Origin of the sequence: Pseudomonas sp. NPDC086278, assembly GCF_050280905.1 — a bacterium.
GTDB lineage: Bacteria > Pseudomonadota > Gammaproteobacteria > Pseudomonadales > Pseudomonadaceae > Aquipseudomonas.
On sequence record NZ_JBNNWE010000055.1, the window covers coordinates 23232 to 39874 of the forward strand.

Here is a 16643-nt window from a genome sequence, read left to right on the forward strand (position 1 = left end):
AGGGGTGAATCCGACAGAACGACCGGTATTTATGCCAGCAGCGCCGGAAGCTCTTTGTTGAGGGCCAGTTTTTCCATCACCGCCGCGCCGGTCAGGGCGTAACCCAGCAGTTTCCCGCTGGCGTCGCGGCACAGCGCCTTGACGTCGGCGCCCTGCCCTTCAACGGTCCAGACCCCTTCCGTGCCCCGTGGTGGCGGTGAAACCACCAGCGGGCAGACCGGGGTTTTAACCGTGATCGGCATCGGGCCATAACTGACGGCGGTCGGGTTGCCGGCGAGGGTTTGCGCGAGCGCTCTCGCACAGCTCATGAGGGGCATGACGTACAAAAGATTCAGCCCGTCGACTTCGGCACAGTCGCCCAGCGCGTAGATGTTGGCGTGAGAGGTTTTCAGGTGACGGTCGACCATCACGCCACGATTGACCTGTACGCCGGCCGCCGCAGCCAGGTCGATGCGCGGGCGCAGGCCGATGGCCGAGACCACCACGTCGCACGGGATGACCTGACCGTCGGACAGGTGCGCTTCCAGCCCGTCAGCCACACGCAGCAAGCGGTTGAGCACCGGGCCGAGGTGAAAGCGCGCGCCGAGGCTTTCCAGCCCGGCCTGAACGGCAGCGGCCGCCGCCGGGTGCAACAGCGTCGGCATGACTTGTTCGCACGGCGCCACCAGTTGCACCTGGTAACCGCCCAGCATCAGGTCGTTGGCAAACTCGCAGCCGATCAGGCCGGCACCGAGCAGCAATACTCTGCGCTTGCCCGCGGCTGCGGCCCGGAAGCGTGCGTAGTCTTCCAGATCGTTGATCGGAAACACCGCGTCGGCCGCGTCGCCTTCGATTGGCACACGCACGGTTTCCGCGCCCCAGGCCAGGATCAGGTCGCGGTAAATCACCGATTCCTCACCGATCCACAAGCGCTTGTGGCCCGGGTCGATGCCGCTGATGCGCGTGTGGGTGCGCACTTCGGCCTTCAGTTGTTCGGCCATCGCACCGGGTTCGGCCATGCTCAGGCCGTCGGCGTCTTTGTTTTTACCGAAACCGGTGGAGAGCATCGGCTTGGAGTAGGAGCGCCCGTCATCGGCGGTAATCAGCAGCAGCGGGGTTTCGCCATCGAGCTTGCGAAATTCCCGGGCCAGGTTGTAGCCAGCCAGCCCGGTGCCGACGATCACGACAGGTGCGTTCATTCCTTACTCCTTTAGGTTGTCTTAGTTGATTTCGATCATTTCGAAATCCATTTTGCCGACGCCGCAGTCCGGGCACAGCCAGTCTTCCGGCACGTCCTGCCACAGGGTGCCCGGCACAATGCCGTCGTCCGGCCAGCCCTCGGCTTCGTCATAGATCAGGCCGCAGACCACACATTGCCACTTTTTCATTCAGGTACTTCCTCAGGATTCAGGCAGATTGTCGGCGCGAACAGTCGATGGATGGAGCGTTGCCGTTCGGCTCAGGGGCGTTTTGTACTGATCGGGCCCGGCAGATGCAAGCGTGTTCGGCGCAACGGCGGCCCGGATCAATCAAAGTCGCCGGCTGACATGGTAAGCTCGCCGCCTCATTTGCTGCCAATAATGACTCACTGTGCCGCACTCAAAATCCCCCGCCGTGCCCCCGCTTTGGCTCCCTCAACGCCAACTGACGCCCCTCCCCGACACGTCTACCCTCGACTGGCTGTTCGACGAAGGCTCCCTGACCCGGCGTTTGATCCGCTTGTCGAATGACGGCTTCAGCGTCACGCCGCTGTTTGAAGGCTGGCAAGCGCTGCGCGCCGACGAATGCGCCGCGCTGGATTTGGCCGAAGGCAGCGAAGGCTGGGTGCGCGAGGTGTATTTGCGCGGTCACGGCGAAGCCTGGGTGTTTGCGCGCAGCGTGGCGTCGCGCCAGGCGTTGCAGGGCGACGGCTTGCACATGGACGAGTTGGGCAGCCGCTCGTTGGGCGAATTGCTGTTTTGCGATCAGGCGTTCCAGCGCCAGGCCATCGAGGTTTGTCACTATCCTGAACAATGGCTGCCGCTGGAATCCCGCGCCCCCCGGCTGTGGGGCCGTCGCTCGCGTTTCGACCGTGGCGCCCTGAGCGTGCTGGTGGCCGAGATTTTCCTGCCGACCTTATGGAACGCCGCCCGCGCCCATCCGGAGAACTGCTGATGTACCAGAGCCTGCTCAAGTCCTTGAACCGCGTGAACCCTCGGGCCTGGGATTTCATTCAACTGACGCGCATGGACAAACCGATCGGCATTTACCTGCTGCTGTGGCCGACGCTGTGGGCATTGTGGGTTGCCGGCAAAGGCTCGCCGTCATTGGCCAATGTGCTGATTTTTGTGCTGGGCGTGGTGTTGACCCGTGCGGGCGGTTGCGTGATCAACGACTGGGCGGACCGCAAAGTCGACGGCCACGTGAAGCGCACCGAACAACGGCCGCTGGTCAGCGGCAAGATCAGCTCCAAAGAAGCCTTGGTGTTCTTCGCGCTGCTGATGGGCGTTAGCTTCCTGCTGGTGCTGTGCACCAACGCGGCGACGGTCTGGCTGTCGTTCGGCGGGTTGGCCTTGGCCTTCAGCTACCCGTTCATGAAGCGCTACACCTATTACCCGCAAGTGGTGCTGGGCGCGGCGTTTTCCTGGGGGATGCCGATGGCGTTCACCGCCGAAACCGGTGAGCTGCCGGCTGCCGCGTGGCTGCTGTGGATCGCCAACCTGTTGTGGACGGTGGGCTACGACACCTATTACGCGATGACGGACCGCGATGACGATTTGAAGATCGGCGTGAAATCCACGGCGATTCTGTTTGGCGAGGCGGACCGGGTGATCATCCTGACGCTGCAAGCGTTGGCACTGGGCTGCCTGCTGCTGGCCGGGTCGAAATTCGAGCTGGGCGGCTGGTTCCACCTGGGACTGCTGGCGGCGGCGGGCTGTTTTGCCTGGGAGTTCTGGTACACGCGGGGCAAGGACCGGATGCGTTGCTTCAAGGCGTTCTTGCACAACCACTGGGCCGGGTTGGCGATTTTTGTCGGGATTGTGCTGGATTACGCGTTGCGTTGAGACGGATGCCGCCTTGGCGGGTATCCAGAACGAATGTGGGAGCGGGCTTGCTCGCGAAAGCGGGATGTCAGCCAACAGTGATGTCGACGCTGATACCGCCTTCGCGAGCAAGCCCGCTCCCACAGGGACGATCAAACAGGGATCAATGCTTCACCGTGTGCCACATATCTTTCATGCCTTCGCCTTTCATTTCTCCAGGTTTTTCGTCCTTCACGAAGGTGTACAGCGGTTTGCCGTCGTAGGCATATTGCATCGTGCCGTCGTCACGCTTGATGACGCTCCATTTGCCATCGGCCTTGGCACCCGCCGGGGCCATCATCGGCGGCCAGTTTTTGGCGCAATCAGCGTTGCACATCGACTTGCCGCCAGCGTCCTTGTCGAACGTATAAACGGTCATGCCTTTGTGGTCGACCATCATCCCGTCTTTCATCATTGCCGGGTCTGCGGCGAACGCCATTGCCGGTAACGCCAGGGCAGCGGCCAACATCAGAGCTTTAAAGGATTGCGTGTATTGAGTCATGGAAACCTTCTTTTGTGGTTGTCAGGATTCGGACTTAGAGCTTAGTTCACGATCACGACAATCGCCGGGCTGCTAAATTGCTGTCACACGACTGCAATAATTCCGTTATCTAATGCGGCGCAAGACAGTTAAATGACAAGAGGATTAAGGCATGGTTGGCAGGAGCATTCTGATCGTCGACGACGAAGCGCCCATTCGCGAAATGATCGCCGTGGCGTTGGAAATGGCCGGCTATGACTGCCTGGAGGCGGAGAACTCGCAGCAGGCCCATGCCATCATCGTCGACCGCAAACCGGACCTGATCCTGCTGGACTGGATGCTGCCCGGCACCTCGGGTATCGAACTGGCCCGGCGCCTCAAGCGCGACGAGCTGACCGGGGACATCCCGATCATCATGCTCACCGCCAAGGGCGAAGAGGACAACAAGATCCAGGGCCTGGAAGTCGGCGCCGACGATTACATCACCAAACCCTTTTCCCCTCGTGAGCTGGTCGCACGTCTCAAAGCCGTGCTGCGCCGCGCCGGCCCTACCGACGGCGAGGCGCCGATCGAGATCGGTGGCCTGCTTCTGGACCCGATCAGCCACCGCGTGACCATCGACGGCAAACCCGCCGAGATGGGCCCGACCGAATACCGCTTGCTGCAATTTTTCATGACCCACCAGGAACGCGCCTACACCCGAGGCCAACTGCTGGACCAGGTCTGGGGCGGCAATGTGTATGTCGAGGAGCGCACCGTCGACGTGCACATCCGCCGTCTGCGCAAAGCCCTCGGTGAGACCTACGAAAATCTGGTACAAACCGTGCGCGGCACCGGTTACCGTTTTTCGACAAAAGCCTGACCCGGCCCTTTCCCGCCCGACAAGCTGACAAGGACGCGTGTTCAATTGAACCAAAACTGGCATGGCACCCTGATCCGCCACATGCTGTTGCTGGTGACCGGTTGTTTACTGGTCGGCCTGATCACCGGTTACTACGGCTGGAGCCTCGCCGCGGGCCTGGGCTTTTATCTGGCGTGGACCCTCAAGCAACTGCTGCGTCTGCACGAATGGCTGCGCCTGCACCAACCCGATGAAGCACCGCCCGACGGTTATGGCCTGTGGGGCGAAGTGTTCGACAGCATCTACCACCTGCAACGCCGCGATCAGCGTGTACGCGGGCGCTTGCAAGCGGTGATCGACCGGGTTCAGGAATCCACTGCGGCGCTCAAAGACGCCGTGATCATGCTCGACAGCGACGGCAACCTGGAATGGTGGAACCGCGCCGCCGAAACCTTGCTGGGCCTCAAGACGCCTCAGGACAGCGGGCAACCGGTGACCAACCTGGTGCGCCATCCGCGCTTCAAGGAATACTTCGAGCAGGACAGTTACGCCGAACCGCTGGAAATCCCTTCGCCGATCAACGACCGCGTCCGCATCCAGCTGTACATCACGCGCTACGGCAACAACGAACACTTGATGCTGGTGCGCGACGTCACGCGTATCCATCAGCTGGAACAGATGCGCAAGGACTTCATCGCCAACGTCTCCCACGAACTGCGCACACCGCTGACGGTGATCTGCGGCTACCTGGAGACCCTGCTCGACAACGTCGAAGACGTGAACCCGCGCTGGACCCGCGCCCTGCAGCAAATGCAGCAGCAGGGCGGGCGCATGCAAACCTTGCTCAACGACTTGTTGCTGCTGGCCAAACTGGAAGCCACCGATTACCCGTCGGACAACCAGCCAGTGGTAATCGATGGCTTGCTGGGGTCGATCAAAAGCGATGCGCAGCAGCTGTCGGCCCAGAAAAACCAGCGCATCACCCTGGAAGCCGATCCGACGATTTTGCTCAAGGGCAGCGAAGCCGAATTGCGCAGCGCGTTCTCCAACCTGGTGTTCAACGCGGTGAAATACACCCCGGCCGAAGGCAATATCCGAATTCGCTGGTGGGCCGATGACCAAGGCGCGCATTTGAGCGTGCAGGATTCGGGGATCGGCATCGACAGCAAACACTTGCCGCGCCTGACCGAACGTTTCTACCGCGTCGATTCCAGCCGCAACTCCAACACCGGTGGCACGGGCCTGGGCCTGGCGATTGTCAAACACGTGCTGCTGCGCCACCGCGCACGGATGGAAATCAGCAGCGTACCGGGCCACGGCAGCACGTTTACCTGCCATTTCGCCCCGGCCCAGGTGAGCAAATCCCCCGTCATCGGCGCCATCGACTGATACCGGCCAGCACGCGCCACTAGGCAATCGCCAAGTCAGCCGCTACATTGGCTGACTTGTGCCTGCCCTTCAGGCACTGCATTGCCCCCCATTTCGAATACACGGAACCCGCAAAACTCCATCATGGACCCTTCCCCTGGCTTGACCCTCGCAACACTCTTTGCCGATTTCGGCATGATTCTTTTTGCTCTGATCCTGGTGTTGCTCAACGGATTTTTCGTTGCGGCCGAATTTGCCATGGTCAAACTGCGCTCGACCCGGGTCGAGGCCATCGCTGATAAAAACGGCTGGCGCGGGCACATCCTGCGCACGGTTCACAGTCAGCTCGATGCGTACCTCTCGGCGTGCCAGTTGGGTATCACCCTCGCCTCCCTCGGCCTCGGCTGGGTCGGTGAGCCGGCGTTCGCGCACATTCTTGAGCCGATGCTTGAAGCCGTCGGCGTGCAGTCGGCCGAAGTGATCAAAGGCGTGTCGTTCTTCGCCGCGTTCTTCGTCATCTCGTACCTGCACATCGTGGTCGGCGAGCTGGCCCCGAAATCCTGGGCCATCCGCAAACCCGAGCTGCTGTCGCTCTGGACTGCCGTGCCGCTGTACTTGTTCTACTGGGCGATGTACCCGGCGATCTACCTGCTGAACGCCAGCGCCAACGCGATCCTGCGGATCGCCGGCCAGGGCGAACCCGGCCCGCATCACGAACACCATTACAGCCGTGAAGAACTGAAACTGATCCTGCACTCCAGCCGTGGCCAGGACCCGAGCGACCAAGGCATGCGTGTGTTGGCGTCCGCCGTGGAAATGGGCGAGCTGGAAGTGGTCGACTGGGCCAACTCCCGGGAAGACCTGGTGACGCTGGAGTTCAACGCGCCGCTGAAGGAAATCCTCGCCCTGTTCCGTCGTCATAAATTCAGCCGTTACCCGGTGTACGACAGCGATCGACAGGAATTCGTCGGCCTGCTGCACATCAAGGATCTGCTGCTGGAACTGGCGGCCCTGGACCATATCCCCGAGTCGTTCAACCTGGCTGAACTGACCCGTCCGCTGGAGCGCATCTCGCGGCACATGCCGCTGTCGCAGTTGCTGGAACAATTCCGCAAGGGCGGCTCGCACTTCGCGCTGGTCGAAGAGGCCGATGGCAACATCATCGGTTACCTGACCATGGAAGACGTGCTGGAAGTGCTGGTCGGCGACATTCAGGACGAACACCGCAAGGCCGAACGCGGGATCCTCGCGTATCAGCCGGGCAAGCTGCTGGTGCGCGGTGATACGCCGCTGTTCAAGGTCGAGCGCCTGCTGGGCATCGACCTGGACCACGTCGAAGCCGAAACCCTCGCCGGGCTGATCTACGAAACCCTGAAACGGGTGCCGGAAGAGGAAGAAGTGCTGGAAGTCGAAGGCTTGCGGATCATCATCAAGAAAATGAAAGGGCCGAAAATCATATTGGCCAAGGTGTTGATGCTGGATTAATCGTCGCTGGAGCCTTTGTGGCTCAGGAGCTTGCTGTGGTAAGTGAGCTTGCTATGGCAAGGAGACTTGCTGTGGCAAGGGAGCTTCCTGTGAGGGCAGCTTCCTGTGGCAAAGGGGGGTTGCCGTGGCGAGGGGGCTTGCCCCCGTTGGACGGCGAAGCCGTCCCCCAGCCCGAATTCGGTCTGCCGGATCTACTCGATCGCAGGTTCAGGGGGCGGCTTCGCCGCCCAACGGGGGCAAGCCCCCTCACCACAGCAAGCCTCCTTTGCCACAGCAAGCCCCCCTCACCACAGCAAGCCTCCTTTGCCACAGCAAGCCCCCTCACCACAGCAAGCCCCACTTTGCCACAGCAAGCTCCCCTGCCACAGCAAGTCTCCTCACCACAGCAAGCTCCCCTGCCACAGCAAGTCTCCTTGCCACAGCAAGCTCCCTTGTCTCAGCTAGCCCCTTTGCCACAGCTAGCCCCCTCGCCACAGCAGCCCTCTCACCAAAGTTGATGTTCATCGCGCTTACTGTTTGCCCAGCGCAAAGTTGGGCAGCGCGCCGACCGGCTGGTTGAACTGGTACGGAATCGACACCAGCCCCAACCCCGTATTGCGCTGCACCACAAAATGCAGGTGCGGCCCGCTGCTGTTGCCGGTGTTGCCAGACAGCGCCAGTGCGCTGCCCACCGCCACCCGCTGTCCCTCGCGCACGCAAACCGAGCCTTGCTTGAGGTGCAAATACACGCCCATGGTCCCGTCATCATGCAACACCCGCACAAAGTTGCCCGACGGATCGGTGCCGCGCCCGGTCTGGGCGTTCTCGGTCTTCACCACCACCCCGCCGCGTGCCGCAATGATCGGCGTGCCTTCCGGCATGGCGATGTCCAGCGCGTAGCGGTTCTTCGGTCCGAAGTGACTGTATTGGCCATTGGCGCCCTGACTCAGGCGAAACGGCCCACCGCGCCAGGGCACCGGGTAGCGATAGCTCTGAGCCGCGCCTGAAGGGTCGCCCAGTGAGTATTGAAACCTCGGGGTATACACCAGCGGCTTTCCACCGCTAATCGGCGTCAGCAGCGCCAGGCGAATGTTGCTGCGCGCCGGCATCACCCGCCGGATCGGGCGGCTCGGCGCGCCATTGACGTTCTTCAGCCCGGCAAAACTCAATTCGATCTCGACCGGCGCGTACAGGTCGTTACGCACGAACACACTGTCCGCCCCCTTCTGCTTCTTGATATCGAGGTACACCTGCCGCTCGAGGTGTTCGTCCATGCGGTCGCGAAAAACGAACACCTGCGAGCCTTTCGTGGGGCGGTCACTGTAGGAAACCACGCCATTGGCGTCTTTGGACTTGTAGATCGTCATGGCCACAGTCGAGGTGGAGGCCAGGAAAAGACCACAGAAAAACAGCAGGCGCGCGAGCATGGGCAAAAAGTCTGTCGAGGAAGGCCTGGGAAGGAGCCTAGCAGCTGCAATGGACCCGGGTAGTCGGCAGATGTTTCAAAAGGGTTTGATACACAGATGTGCGGTGAATGTGAGGCCCCCTTCGCGAGCGAGCCCGCTCCCACAGGATTTTCGCTGGACCTGTGGGAGCGAGCTTGCTCGCGATAGCGGACTTTCAGGCGACGAAGATCACGCGCCAGGTATGAAGTGTTTCTGCGCGGTGCCGCGGGCGATCAGGCGGGAGAGGTAGTCGAGCTTCTGCGCGTCTTGATCGACAAAGCGGAAGGTCAGTTGCAGCCACTCGCTGTCGGGCTTGGGTTCGTGAGCGATGACGGCGTGCAGGTAGCCGTTGAGGCGTGCGACTTCAGCGCTTTCGCCCTGCTCCAGGTCGAGCACGGCGCTGTCGAGAATTTGCGGCAGGGTGTCGGTGCGTTTGATCACCAGCAGCGCTTCCTTGATGCTCAAGGCTTTGATCACGCATTGCTGGATACCGCTGGGCAAACGCAACTGGCCCTGGCCACGACCGCTGGCTGGCGCTGCGGCGGCAGCCTTGACCGGCGGGCTGTTGAGCAAACCGCGCGAAGGGGCGGCAGCCGGGGCAGCGACCACGGCAGGCTTGCCGCCGGTCAATGCGCTCACGGAATCGTTGCCGAACGCCGAGTTCATTTTGGACGGCGCACTGCCCATCAGGGCGTCGAGTTTGCCGACCTTGTTCAGCGCCTGCTTGACCTTGGTCAGCAGTTGTTCGTTGGTGAACGGCTTGCTGACGTAGCCGGAAACGCCGGCCTGAATCGCCTGCACCACGTTCTCTTTGTCGCCACGGCTGGTCACCATCACGAAGGGCATGGTCTTGAGGTTGTCCTGCTCGCGGCACCAGGTCAGCAGTTCCAGGCCGGACATTTCCGGCATTTCCCAGTCGCACAGGACCAGGTCGAACGCTTCCTTGGCCAGCATGGCCTGAGCCTTCCTGCCGTTGATGGCATCTTCCGTGCGGATGCCCGGGAAGTAGTTACGCAGGGCCTTTTTTACCAGGTCACGAATGAACGCCGCATCGTCCACCACCAACACACTGATCTTGCTCATCCATCACCCCTCGAAAAAATCCCGGCAAGCATACCGTTTTGCTGATGGCACATTGCCAAAAACCTTCAGTCACGCCGGGACTTTTCGTTCGCGGGTGCTGCTAACCACACACAAAAACGCCCGGCCAAAGGACCGGGCGTTTTTCTTGGGCAGTCTTACTTATCGTCAGCTTCGCCCGGAACATTAGCGGTTTCGCCACTTGTCCCTTCAACTTCTTCTTTCATGCGCTTGAGGCCCATGTGACGCACGTCGGTGCCGCGCACCAGGTAAATCACCAGTTCCGAGATATTGCGCGCGTGGTCGCCGATCCGTTCCAGCGAACGCAGCACCCAGATAATGCTCAACACCCGCGAGATAGAGCGCGGGTCTTCCATCATGTAGGTCGCCAGTTCGCGCAGCGCGGTCTTGTATTCGCGGTCGATGATCTTGTCGTATTGCGCCACCGACAACGCCAGGTCGGCGTCGAAACGGGCAAACGCGTCCAGTGCATCGCGGACCATGTTGCGCACCTGGTCACCAATGTGGCGAACCTCGACGTAACCGCGCGGCGCTTCGCCTTCTTCGCACAACTGAATGGCGCGACGGGCGATCTTGGTCGCTTCGTCGCCGATGCGTTCGAGGTCGATCACCGACTTGGAAATGCTGATGATCAGCCGCAAATCAGACGCCGCCGGCTGGCGACGGGCGAGAATGCGCAGGCATTCTTCGTCGATGTTGCGTTCCATCTGGTTGATCTGGTCGTCGATCTCGCGCACCTGCTGAGCCAGGCCGGAGTCGGCCTCGATCAGCGCGGTCACTGCGTCGTTGACCTGTTTTTCCACCAGCCCGCCCATGGCCAGGAGGTGGCTGCGCACTTCCTCCAGCTCGGCGTTGAACTGCGCGGAAATGTGGTGGGTGAGGCCTTCTTTACTAATCATGTTGGCGTCCTTGGAGCGTCCGGTAAGGTGCGGTCGACCGCAGCATCAATTCAGTGAACAACCACAACGTCCTAGCCGTAACGACCGGTGATGTAGTCTTCGGTCTGTTTCTTCGCCGGATTGGTGAACAGGGTGTCGGTGTCGCCGAACTCCACCAGTTTGCCCATGTACATGAACGCCGTGTAATCCGAGACCCGCGCGGCCTGTTGCATGTTGTGGGTGACGATGACGATGGTGAACTTGGATTTCAGTTCGTAGATCAGCTCTTCGACTTTCAGCGTCGAGATCGGGTCGAGTGCCGAGCACGGTTCGTCGAGCAGCAGCACTTCCGGTTCCACGGCGATGGTGCGCGCGATCACCAGACGTTGCTGCTGACCACCGGACAAGCCCAGCGCCGACTCGTGCAGACGGTCCTTGACCTCATCCCACAGCGCCGCGCCTTTCAACGCCCACTCGACGGCTTCGTCGAGGATGCGCTTCTTGTTGATGCCTTGAATGCGCAGGCCGTAGACCACGTTTTCATAGATGGTTTTCGGGAACGGGTTCGGCTTCTGGAACACCATGCCGACCCGGCGACGCAGCTCGGCCACGTCTTCGCCCTTGCGGTAGATGTTGTTGCCGTAGAGGTTGATCGCGCCTTCGACGCGGCAACCGTCCACCAGGTCGTTCATGCGGTTGAACGTACGCAGCAGCGTGGACTTGCCGCAGCCGGACGGGCCGATGAACGCGGTCACGCGCTGTTTCGGGATGTTCATGCTGACGTCGTACAGCGCTTGTTTGTCGCCGTAGAACAGGCTCAGGCCCGGTACTTCGATGGCCACGGTTTCCTTGTCGAGGTTCAGGCCCTGCTTGTCGCGGCCCAGGGCCGACATGTTGATGCCGTGGGTATGTGTTTCGTGCTGCATGGGAGGCTCCCTGTGCTAACAAAATCGGTTCGTTGAACCGCCGGACAACGCCAGCGGGTTACTCAAATTCTGTGTCTGTCGCGATTCCTGTGGGAGCTGGCTTGCCAGCGATGACATCACCGCGGTGTTACTGGCAGACCGAGTCGCCTGCATCGCTGGCAAGCCAGCTCCCACAGGGTTTGTGTTAACTATCCAGCGCTTTGTATTTCTCGCGCAGGTGATTTCGGATGTAAACGGCCGACAGGTTCAATGTCGCAATCACCAGCACCAGCAGCAGCGCCGTGGCGTACACCAGTGGCCGCGCGGCTTCGACGTTCGGGCTCTGGAAGCCGACGTCATAAATGTGGAAGCCCAAGTGCATGATCTTCTGGTCGAGGTGCAGGTACGGGTAGTTGCCGTCCAGTGGCAGCGACGGCGCCAGTTTCACCACGCCCACCAGCATCAGCGGCGCCACTTCACCGGCGGCGCGGGCCACGGCGAGGATCATGCCGGTCATCATGGCCGGGCTGGCCATCGGCAGCACGATCTTCCACAAGGTTTCAGCCTTGGTCGCGCCGAGAGCCAGCGAGCCTTCGCGAACGGTGCGAGGAATTCGCGCCAGACCTTCTTCAGTCGCCACGATCACCACCGGCACCGCCAGCAGCGCCAGGGTCAGTGAGGCCCAGAGCAGGCCCGGCGTACCAAACGTCGGCGCCGGCAAGGCTTCGGGGAAGAACAACCGGTCCACCGAACCGCCCAGGACATAGACGAAGAAGCCCAGACCGAACACGCCGTAGACAATCGCCGGAACACCCGCCAGGTTGTTCACCGCGATACGGATGATGCGGGTCAGCGTGTTCTGCTTGGCGTACTCACGCAGGTACACCGCAGCCAGTACGCCGAACGGCGTCACGATCATCGCCATGATCAGCGTCATCATCACCGTGCCGAAAATCGCCGGGAAGATCCCGCCTTCGGTGTTCGCTTCACGCGGGTCGTCGCTAAGGAATTCCCAGACCTTGCTGAAGTAGAAGCCGATCTTGGTCATCGTGCCCATGGCGTTCGGCTGGTAGGCGTGCACCACTTTGCCGATGCCGATTTCGACCTCTTTGCCGTTCGCATCGCGGGCCGTCAGGCTGTCGCGGTTGAACTGGGTGTGCAGGTCGTTGAGGCGCGCTTCGATGTCCTGGTAACGGGCGTTGAGTTCGGCGCGCTCGGCGTCCATGTCCGCTTGCGCGGTGGCGTCGAGTTTGCCGGCCAGTTCCAGTTTGCGGCCGTGCAGGCGGATGCGCTCCAGACCGGCGTTGATCGCGCCGATGTCAGTCTTTTCCAGCGACTTCAGTTGCGCCGCGAGCTTGCTCACGCGGTCGATGCGTGCCTGCAACTCGGGCCAGGCCGCTTCGCCCTCGGCGATGACTTTGCCGTCCTGTTTGACGTTGACCAGGTAGCCGTAGAAGTTGCCCCACTCGCGACGCTCGATGGCCATCAGCTCGGGCGGGGTCTTCTGATTCGTCAGCCACTCGCCAACGACCCAGGTGAAGTCGTTGCCGTTCAAGTCACGGTTGCCGACCTTGATCAGCTCGCGGGTCATGAATTCCGGGCCCTGATCGGGCACCGGCAGGCCAGCGCTTTTCAGACGCTCGCGCGGGACTTCTTCTTTCTGCACCACTTCGCCGATGACCAGGTGATTGGCCTGGCCCGGCACGTCGTAGCTGGCGTGAATCAAATCCGACGGCCAAAAGTGACCCAGGCCGCGCACGGCAATCACCGCCAACAAGCCAATGGTCATGATGACCGCGATGGACACCGCGCCACCGCTGATCCAGACGCCGGGGGCGCCGCTCTTGAACCATCCATTCAGGGAGTTCTGTTTCACAGACTTCTACCTTTCTTAAAGCGACGAGTATTTCTTGCGCAGACGCTGACGAATCAGTTCTGCGAGGGTGTTCATGACGAAGGTGAACAACAGCAGCACCAGCGCCGAGAGGAACAGCACGCGGTAGTGGCTGCCGCCGACTTCAGACTCCGGCATTTCCACCGCGACGTTGGCGGCCAGGGTGCGCAGGCCTTCGAACAGGTTCATTTCCATGACCGGCGTGTTGCCGGTGGCCATCAGCACGATCATGGTTTCGCCGACCGCGCGGCCCATGCCGATCATCAGCGCCGAGAAGATACCGGGGCTGGCGGTGAGGATCACCACGCGGGTCATGGTCTGCCACGGCGTGGCGCCGAGGGCCAGCGAACCGAGGGTCAGGCCGCGAGGCACGCTGAACACGGCGTCTTCGGCGATGGAGTAGATGTTCGGGATGACCGCGAAACCCATCGCCAGGCCGACCACCAGTGCGTTCCGCTGGTCGTAGGTGATGCCCAGGTCGTGGGAGATCCACATGCGCATGTCGCCGCCGAAGAACCAGGTTTCCAGGTACGGACTCATGTACAGCGAGAGCCAGCCCACGAACAGGATCACCGGGATCAGGATCGCGCTTTCCCAACCGTCCGGCACTTTCAGGCGGATCGATTCAGGCAGGCGGCTGAAGGCAAAACCGGCCACCAGAATGCCAATCGGCAACAGCATCAGCAGGCTGAAGATGCCGGGCAAATGCCCTTCGACATACGGCGCGAGGAACAGGCCGGCGAAGAAACCGAGGATCACCGTCGGCATCGCTTCCATCAGCTCGATCACCGGCTTGACCTTGCGGCGCAGGCTCGGGGCCATGAAGTATGCGGTGTAGATCGCCGCGGCAACGGCCAGTGGCGCGGCCAGCAGCATGGCGTAGAAAGCGGCCTTGAGCGTACCGAAGGTCAGTGGCGCGAGGCTCATCTTGGGTTCGAAGTCGGTGTTCGCGGCGGTCGATTGCCAGACGTATTTAGGCTCGTCGTAGTTTTCGTACCAGACCTTGCTCCACAACGCGCTCCAGGACACTTCCGGGTGCGAATTGTCGAGCAGCAGCGGTTGAATCTTGCCGCCTGCTTCGACGATCACCCGGTTGGCCCTTGGCGACAGACCGAAGATGCCTTGGCCGTCGACCACTTGATCGACCAGCAAGGTGCGGTGCGCGGTGCTGTGGAACACGCCGAGCTTGCCGGAGGCATCAAGGGCCACGAAGCCTTTGCGACGCTCTTCGGCAGTGATTTCAACGATCGGCGTGGTGCCCATCTGGAACGTGCGAATCTGCTTCAGGCGCTGCTCGCCGTCCGGGTCGCGGGCCATGAACCACTGGGCCAGACCACCCTTGGAGTCGCCGAGGATCAGCGAGATACCGCCAACCAGTTGCGTACTGGCGGTGATTTGCGCGTCGCCGTCCTCAAGCAGTTTGTAGCGACCGTTGAGGCTCTTGTCGCGCAGGCTGAACACGTCGGCCTGGGCGCGTCCGTTGATCACGTACAGCCACTGCTGACGCGGATCGACGAAGATGTTTTTCACCGGCTCGTTCATCTGCGGCAGATCAATGCGCTTCTGCTCGTTGGTGACTTCGCCGGTCATCATGTTTTCTTCGCTGGTCAGCGACAGCACATTGAGTTGCGAACCGGTGGAGCCGACCAGCATCAGCGTGGAGTCGGTGGCGTTCAGGCTGACGTGCTCCAGCGCACCGCCCGCCTCGTTCAGCACAATCGGCGTTTCGCCGTACGGGTACTCGATGGCCGGCGAGATGGTCTTCTTGCCGTCCGGATAACTGACTTTATAAGTGTGCCGGAACACCAGCGCCTGGCCGTTGGACAAACCCACCGCAACCAGCGGATGACCGGGCTGGTCTTCACCAATGGAGGTGACGGTGGTGCCGGCCGGGATCGGCAGATCGACGCGCTTCAGTTCGGCGCCACTGTCGATGTCGAAGAACAACGCCTGGCCCTTGTCGGAAACCCGCATCGCGACCTGGTTCTGCTCTTCCAGGGAGATCATCAACGGCTTGCCGGCGTCTTGCATCCAGGCAGGCGTGATGGCGTCCTGCGCCGTCAGGCTCGCACCCTGGAACAGCGGCGCGACGACGTAGGCGAGGAAGAAAAAGATCAGCGTGATCGCGCCGAGAACGGCGAGGCCGCCCACGAGGACGTACCAGCGGGTCAGGCGATCCTTGAGCGCGCGGATGCGACGCTTGCGTTGCAGCTCAGGCGTATTGAAATCAATGCGCTTGGGAGGGGAAGTCGTAGTCATTGGGGACTTGGCCAGATCATTCATGCGCACACCCTAGCGATCCTGTATGACAGAAAGATGACAATGCAGTGACGCAACAAATCCGCCGCCCGTGGGAACTGGCAGCGGATCGAAAATTTGGGGGGTATGTGGGAGCGGGCTCTGTGGTGAGGGGGCTTGCCCCCTCACCACAAAAGCTCGCTCCTACACAGGCCCGGGGTTTACCCCCGAGCCTAGGGTGTTACTTTTTTGCGACTTCAGCGCCGCCTTCTTGCAGACCCAGGTCAGCCAGTGCTTTGGCAGCCACCTTGGCCGGCAACGGGATGTAGCCGTCTTTCACCACAACTTCCTGGCCCTGTTTGGACAGAACCAGTTTCACGAACTCGGCTTCCAGCGGGGCCAGAGGCTTGTTCGGGGCTTTGTTGATGTAGACGTAGAGGAAGCGCGACAGCGGGTATTTGCCGTTCAGTGCGTTTTCTTCGGTGTCTTCGATGAAATCGGTGCTGCCTTTCTTCGACAGGGCCACGGTTTTCACGCTAGCGGTCTTGTAGCCGATGCCCGAGTAACCGATGCCGTTCAGCGAGGAACTGATCGACTGCACGACCGACGCCGAGCCTGGTTGCTCGTTGACGTTTGGCTTGTAGTCGCCTTTGCACAGGGCTTCTTCTTTGAAATAGCCGTAAGTGCCGGATACCGAGTTACGACCGAACAACTGGACTGGCTTGTTGGCCAGGTCGCCGGTCACGCCCAGGTCGCCCCAGGTTTTGACGTCGGTCTTGGCGCCGCACAGACGAGTGGACGAGAAGATCGCGTCGACTTGTTCCATGGTCAGGTGCTGGATCGGGTTGTCTTTGTGCACGAACACCGCCAGGGCGTCCACGGCAACCGGGATGGCGGTTGGCTTGTAGCCGTACTTCTGCTCGAAGGCAGCCAGTCTGCGTTTTATTATTGTTTTCAAGCACCACCCCATTATTTTTATTGTTGGTT

The 16643-nt window shown here is 61.2% G+C and carries 16 protein-coding genes; 5 read left to right on the plus strand and 11 right to left on the minus strand.

All coding sequences use genetic code 11. The features are described 5' to 3' along the window. Positions 1-29: 29 nt before the first annotated feature. Positions 30-1178 carry an NAD(P)/FAD-dependent oxidoreductase gene (locus ACQKP4_RS17765; protein ID WP_427634962.1) on the minus strand — a complete coding sequence of 383 codons (1149 nt, stop codon included), beginning with the start codon at positions 1176-1178 and terminating at the stop codon, positions 30-32. A 21-nt stretch (positions 1179-1199) separates the two neighbouring features. After that, positions 1200-1367, minus strand: a complete 168-nt coding sequence (locus ACQKP4_RS17770) for a rubredoxin (protein ID WP_427634963.1) — start codon at positions 1365-1367, stop codon at positions 1200-1202. 202 nt (positions 1368-1569) lie between these two features. Between ACQKP4_RS17770 and ACQKP4_RS17775 the strand changes: the two genes are divergently transcribed. Continuing rightward, positions 1570-2133 (plus strand): chorismate--pyruvate lyase family protein, encoded by a 564-nt coding sequence (locus ACQKP4_RS17775; protein WP_427634964.1) that lies wholly within the window; start codon positions 1570-1572, stop codon positions 2131-2133. Further along, entirely contained in the window at positions 2133-3023 is an 891-nt protein-coding gene (gene ubiA, locus ACQKP4_RS17780) for a 4-hydroxybenzoate octaprenyltransferase (RefSeq protein WP_427634965.1), read from the plus strand. The genes ACQKP4_RS17775 and ubiA overlap by 1 nt, the downstream gene beginning before the upstream one ends. A gap of 142 nt (positions 3024-3165) precedes the next feature. On the opposite strand, the gene ACQKP4_RS17785 is transcribed toward ubiA, so the two are convergent. Then, a complete protein-coding gene (locus ACQKP4_RS17785) occupies positions 3166-3543 on the minus strand; it encodes a COG4315 family predicted lipoprotein (RefSeq protein ID WP_427634966.1) in 378 nt (125 codons plus the stop codon). 151 nt (positions 3544-3694) lie between these two features. Here ACQKP4_RS17785 and phoB point away from each other — a divergent pair, with 151 nt between their 5' ends. The 3 genes from phoB to ACQKP4_RS17800 all read left to right on the plus strand — a co-directional run bounded on the left by phoB (position 3695) and on the right by ACQKP4_RS17800 (position 7216). After that, on the plus strand, positions 3695-4384 hold the full coding sequence (gene phoB / locus ACQKP4_RS17790; RefSeq protein WP_427634967.1) for a phosphate regulon transcriptional regulator PhoB: 690 nt from the start codon (positions 3695-3697) through the stop codon (positions 4382-4384). Positions 4385-4465: 81 nt separating this feature from the next. Further along, positions 4466-5752, plus strand: coding sequence for a phosphate regulon sensor histidine kinase PhoR (phoR, locus tag ACQKP4_RS17795; protein WP_427634976.1), 1287 nt, complete (start codon positions 4466-4468; stop codon positions 5750-5752). 123 nt (positions 5753-5875) lie between these two features. Continuing rightward, positions 5876-7216 (plus strand): hemolysin family protein, encoded by a 1341-nt coding sequence (locus ACQKP4_RS17800; protein ID WP_427634968.1) that lies wholly within the window; start codon positions 5876-5878, stop codon positions 7214-7216. Positions 7217-7537: 321 nt separating this feature from the next. On the opposite strand, the gene ACQKP4_RS17805 is transcribed toward ACQKP4_RS17800, so the two are convergent. The 8 genes from ACQKP4_RS17805 to ACQKP4_RS17840 all read right to left on the minus strand — a co-directional run. Continuing rightward, positions 7538-7720, minus strand: a complete 183-nt coding sequence (locus tag ACQKP4_RS17805; RefSeq protein WP_427634969.1) for a hypothetical protein — start codon at positions 7718-7720, stop codon at positions 7538-7540. Positions 7721-7725: 5 nt separating this feature from the next. Continuing rightward, positions 7726-8622 carry a peptidoglycan DD-metalloendopeptidase family protein gene (locus tag ACQKP4_RS17810; RefSeq protein WP_427634970.1) on the minus strand — a complete coding sequence of 299 codons (897 nt, stop codon included), beginning with the start codon at positions 8620-8622 and terminating at the stop codon, positions 7726-7728. A gap of 207 nt (positions 8623-8829) precedes the next feature. After that, positions 8830-9723, minus strand: coding sequence for a response regulator (locus ACQKP4_RS17815; protein ID WP_427634971.1), 894 nt, complete (start codon positions 9721-9723; stop codon positions 8830-8832). A 155-nt stretch (positions 9724-9878) separates the two neighbouring features. Continuing rightward, positions 9879-10640 (minus strand): phosphate signaling complex protein PhoU, encoded by a 762-nt coding sequence (gene phoU, locus ACQKP4_RS17820; RefSeq protein ID WP_186531114.1) that lies wholly within the window; start codon positions 10638-10640, stop codon positions 9879-9881. A 71-nt stretch (positions 10641-10711) separates the two neighbouring features. Further along, a complete protein-coding gene (pstB, locus tag ACQKP4_RS17825) occupies positions 10712-11545 on the minus strand; it encodes a phosphate ABC transporter ATP-binding protein PstB (protein ID WP_427634972.1) in 834 nt (277 codons plus the stop codon). A 184-nt stretch (positions 11546-11729) separates the two neighbouring features. Beyond that, positions 11730-13400: a phosphate ABC transporter permease PstA gene (gene pstA, locus ACQKP4_RS17830; protein ID WP_427634973.1), complete on the minus strand. Its 1671-nt coding sequence runs from the start codon at positions 13398-13400 to the stop codon at positions 11730-11732. A 15-nt stretch (positions 13401-13415) separates the two neighbouring features. Continuing rightward, positions 13416-15701 (minus strand): ABC transporter permease subunit, encoded by a 2286-nt coding sequence (locus ACQKP4_RS17835; protein ID WP_427634974.1) that lies wholly within the window; start codon positions 15699-15701, stop codon positions 13416-13418. Positions 15702-15897: 196 nt separating this feature from the next. Next, positions 15898-16643: phosphate ABC transporter substrate-binding protein PstS family protein (locus ACQKP4_RS17840; protein ID WP_427634975.1), on the minus strand; the 746-nt coding region annotated here is incomplete at its 5' end.

Coding starts and splice junctions, on each gene's coding strand:
- phoU (WP_186531114.1), bottom strand. CDS start 10,640: ATGATTAGTAAAGAAGGCCTCACCCACCACATTTCCGCGCAGTTCAAC.
- ubiA (WP_427634965.1), top strand. CDS start 2,133: ATGTACCAGAGCCTGCTCAAGTCCTTGAACCGCGTGAACCCTCGGGCC.
- ACQKP4_RS17805 (WP_427634969.1), bottom strand. CDS start 7,720: ATGAACATCAACTTTGGTGAGAGGGCTGCTGTGGCGAGGGGGCTAGCT.
- phoR (WP_427634976.1), top strand. CDS start 4,466: ATGCTGTTGCTGGTGACCGGTTGTTTACTGGTCGGCCTGATCACCGGT.
- ACQKP4_RS17800 (WP_427634968.1), top strand. CDS start 5,876: ATGGACCCTTCCCCTGGCTTGACCCTCGCAACACTCTTTGCCGATTTC.
- ACQKP4_RS17765 (WP_427634962.1), bottom strand. CDS start 1,178: ATGAACGCACCTGTCGTGATCGTCGGCACCGGGCTGGCTGGCTACAAC.
- ACQKP4_RS17785 (WP_427634966.1), bottom strand. CDS start 3,543: ATGACTCAATACACGCAATCCTTTAAAGCTCTGATGTTGGCCGCTGCC.
- phoB (WP_427634967.1), top strand. CDS start 3,695: ATGGTTGGCAGGAGCATTCTGATCGTCGACGACGAAGCGCCCATTCGC.
- ACQKP4_RS17835 (WP_427634974.1), bottom strand. CDS start 15,701: ATGAATGATCTGGCCAAGTCCCCAATGACTACGACTTCCCCTCCCAAG.
- ACQKP4_RS17810 (WP_427634970.1), bottom strand. CDS start 8,622: ATGCTCGCGCGCCTGCTGTTTTTCTGTGGTCTTTTCCTGGCCTCCACC.
- ACQKP4_RS17815 (WP_427634971.1), bottom strand. CDS start 9,723: ATGAGCAAGATCAGTGTGTTGGTGGTGGACGATGCGGCGTTCATTCGT.
- pstB (WP_427634972.1), bottom strand. CDS start 11,545: ATGCAGCACGAAACACATACCCACGGCATCAACATGTCGGCCCTGGGC.
- ACQKP4_RS17770 (WP_427634963.1), bottom strand. CDS start 1,367: ATGAAAAAGTGGCAATGTGTGGTCTGCGGCCTGATCTATGACGAAGCC.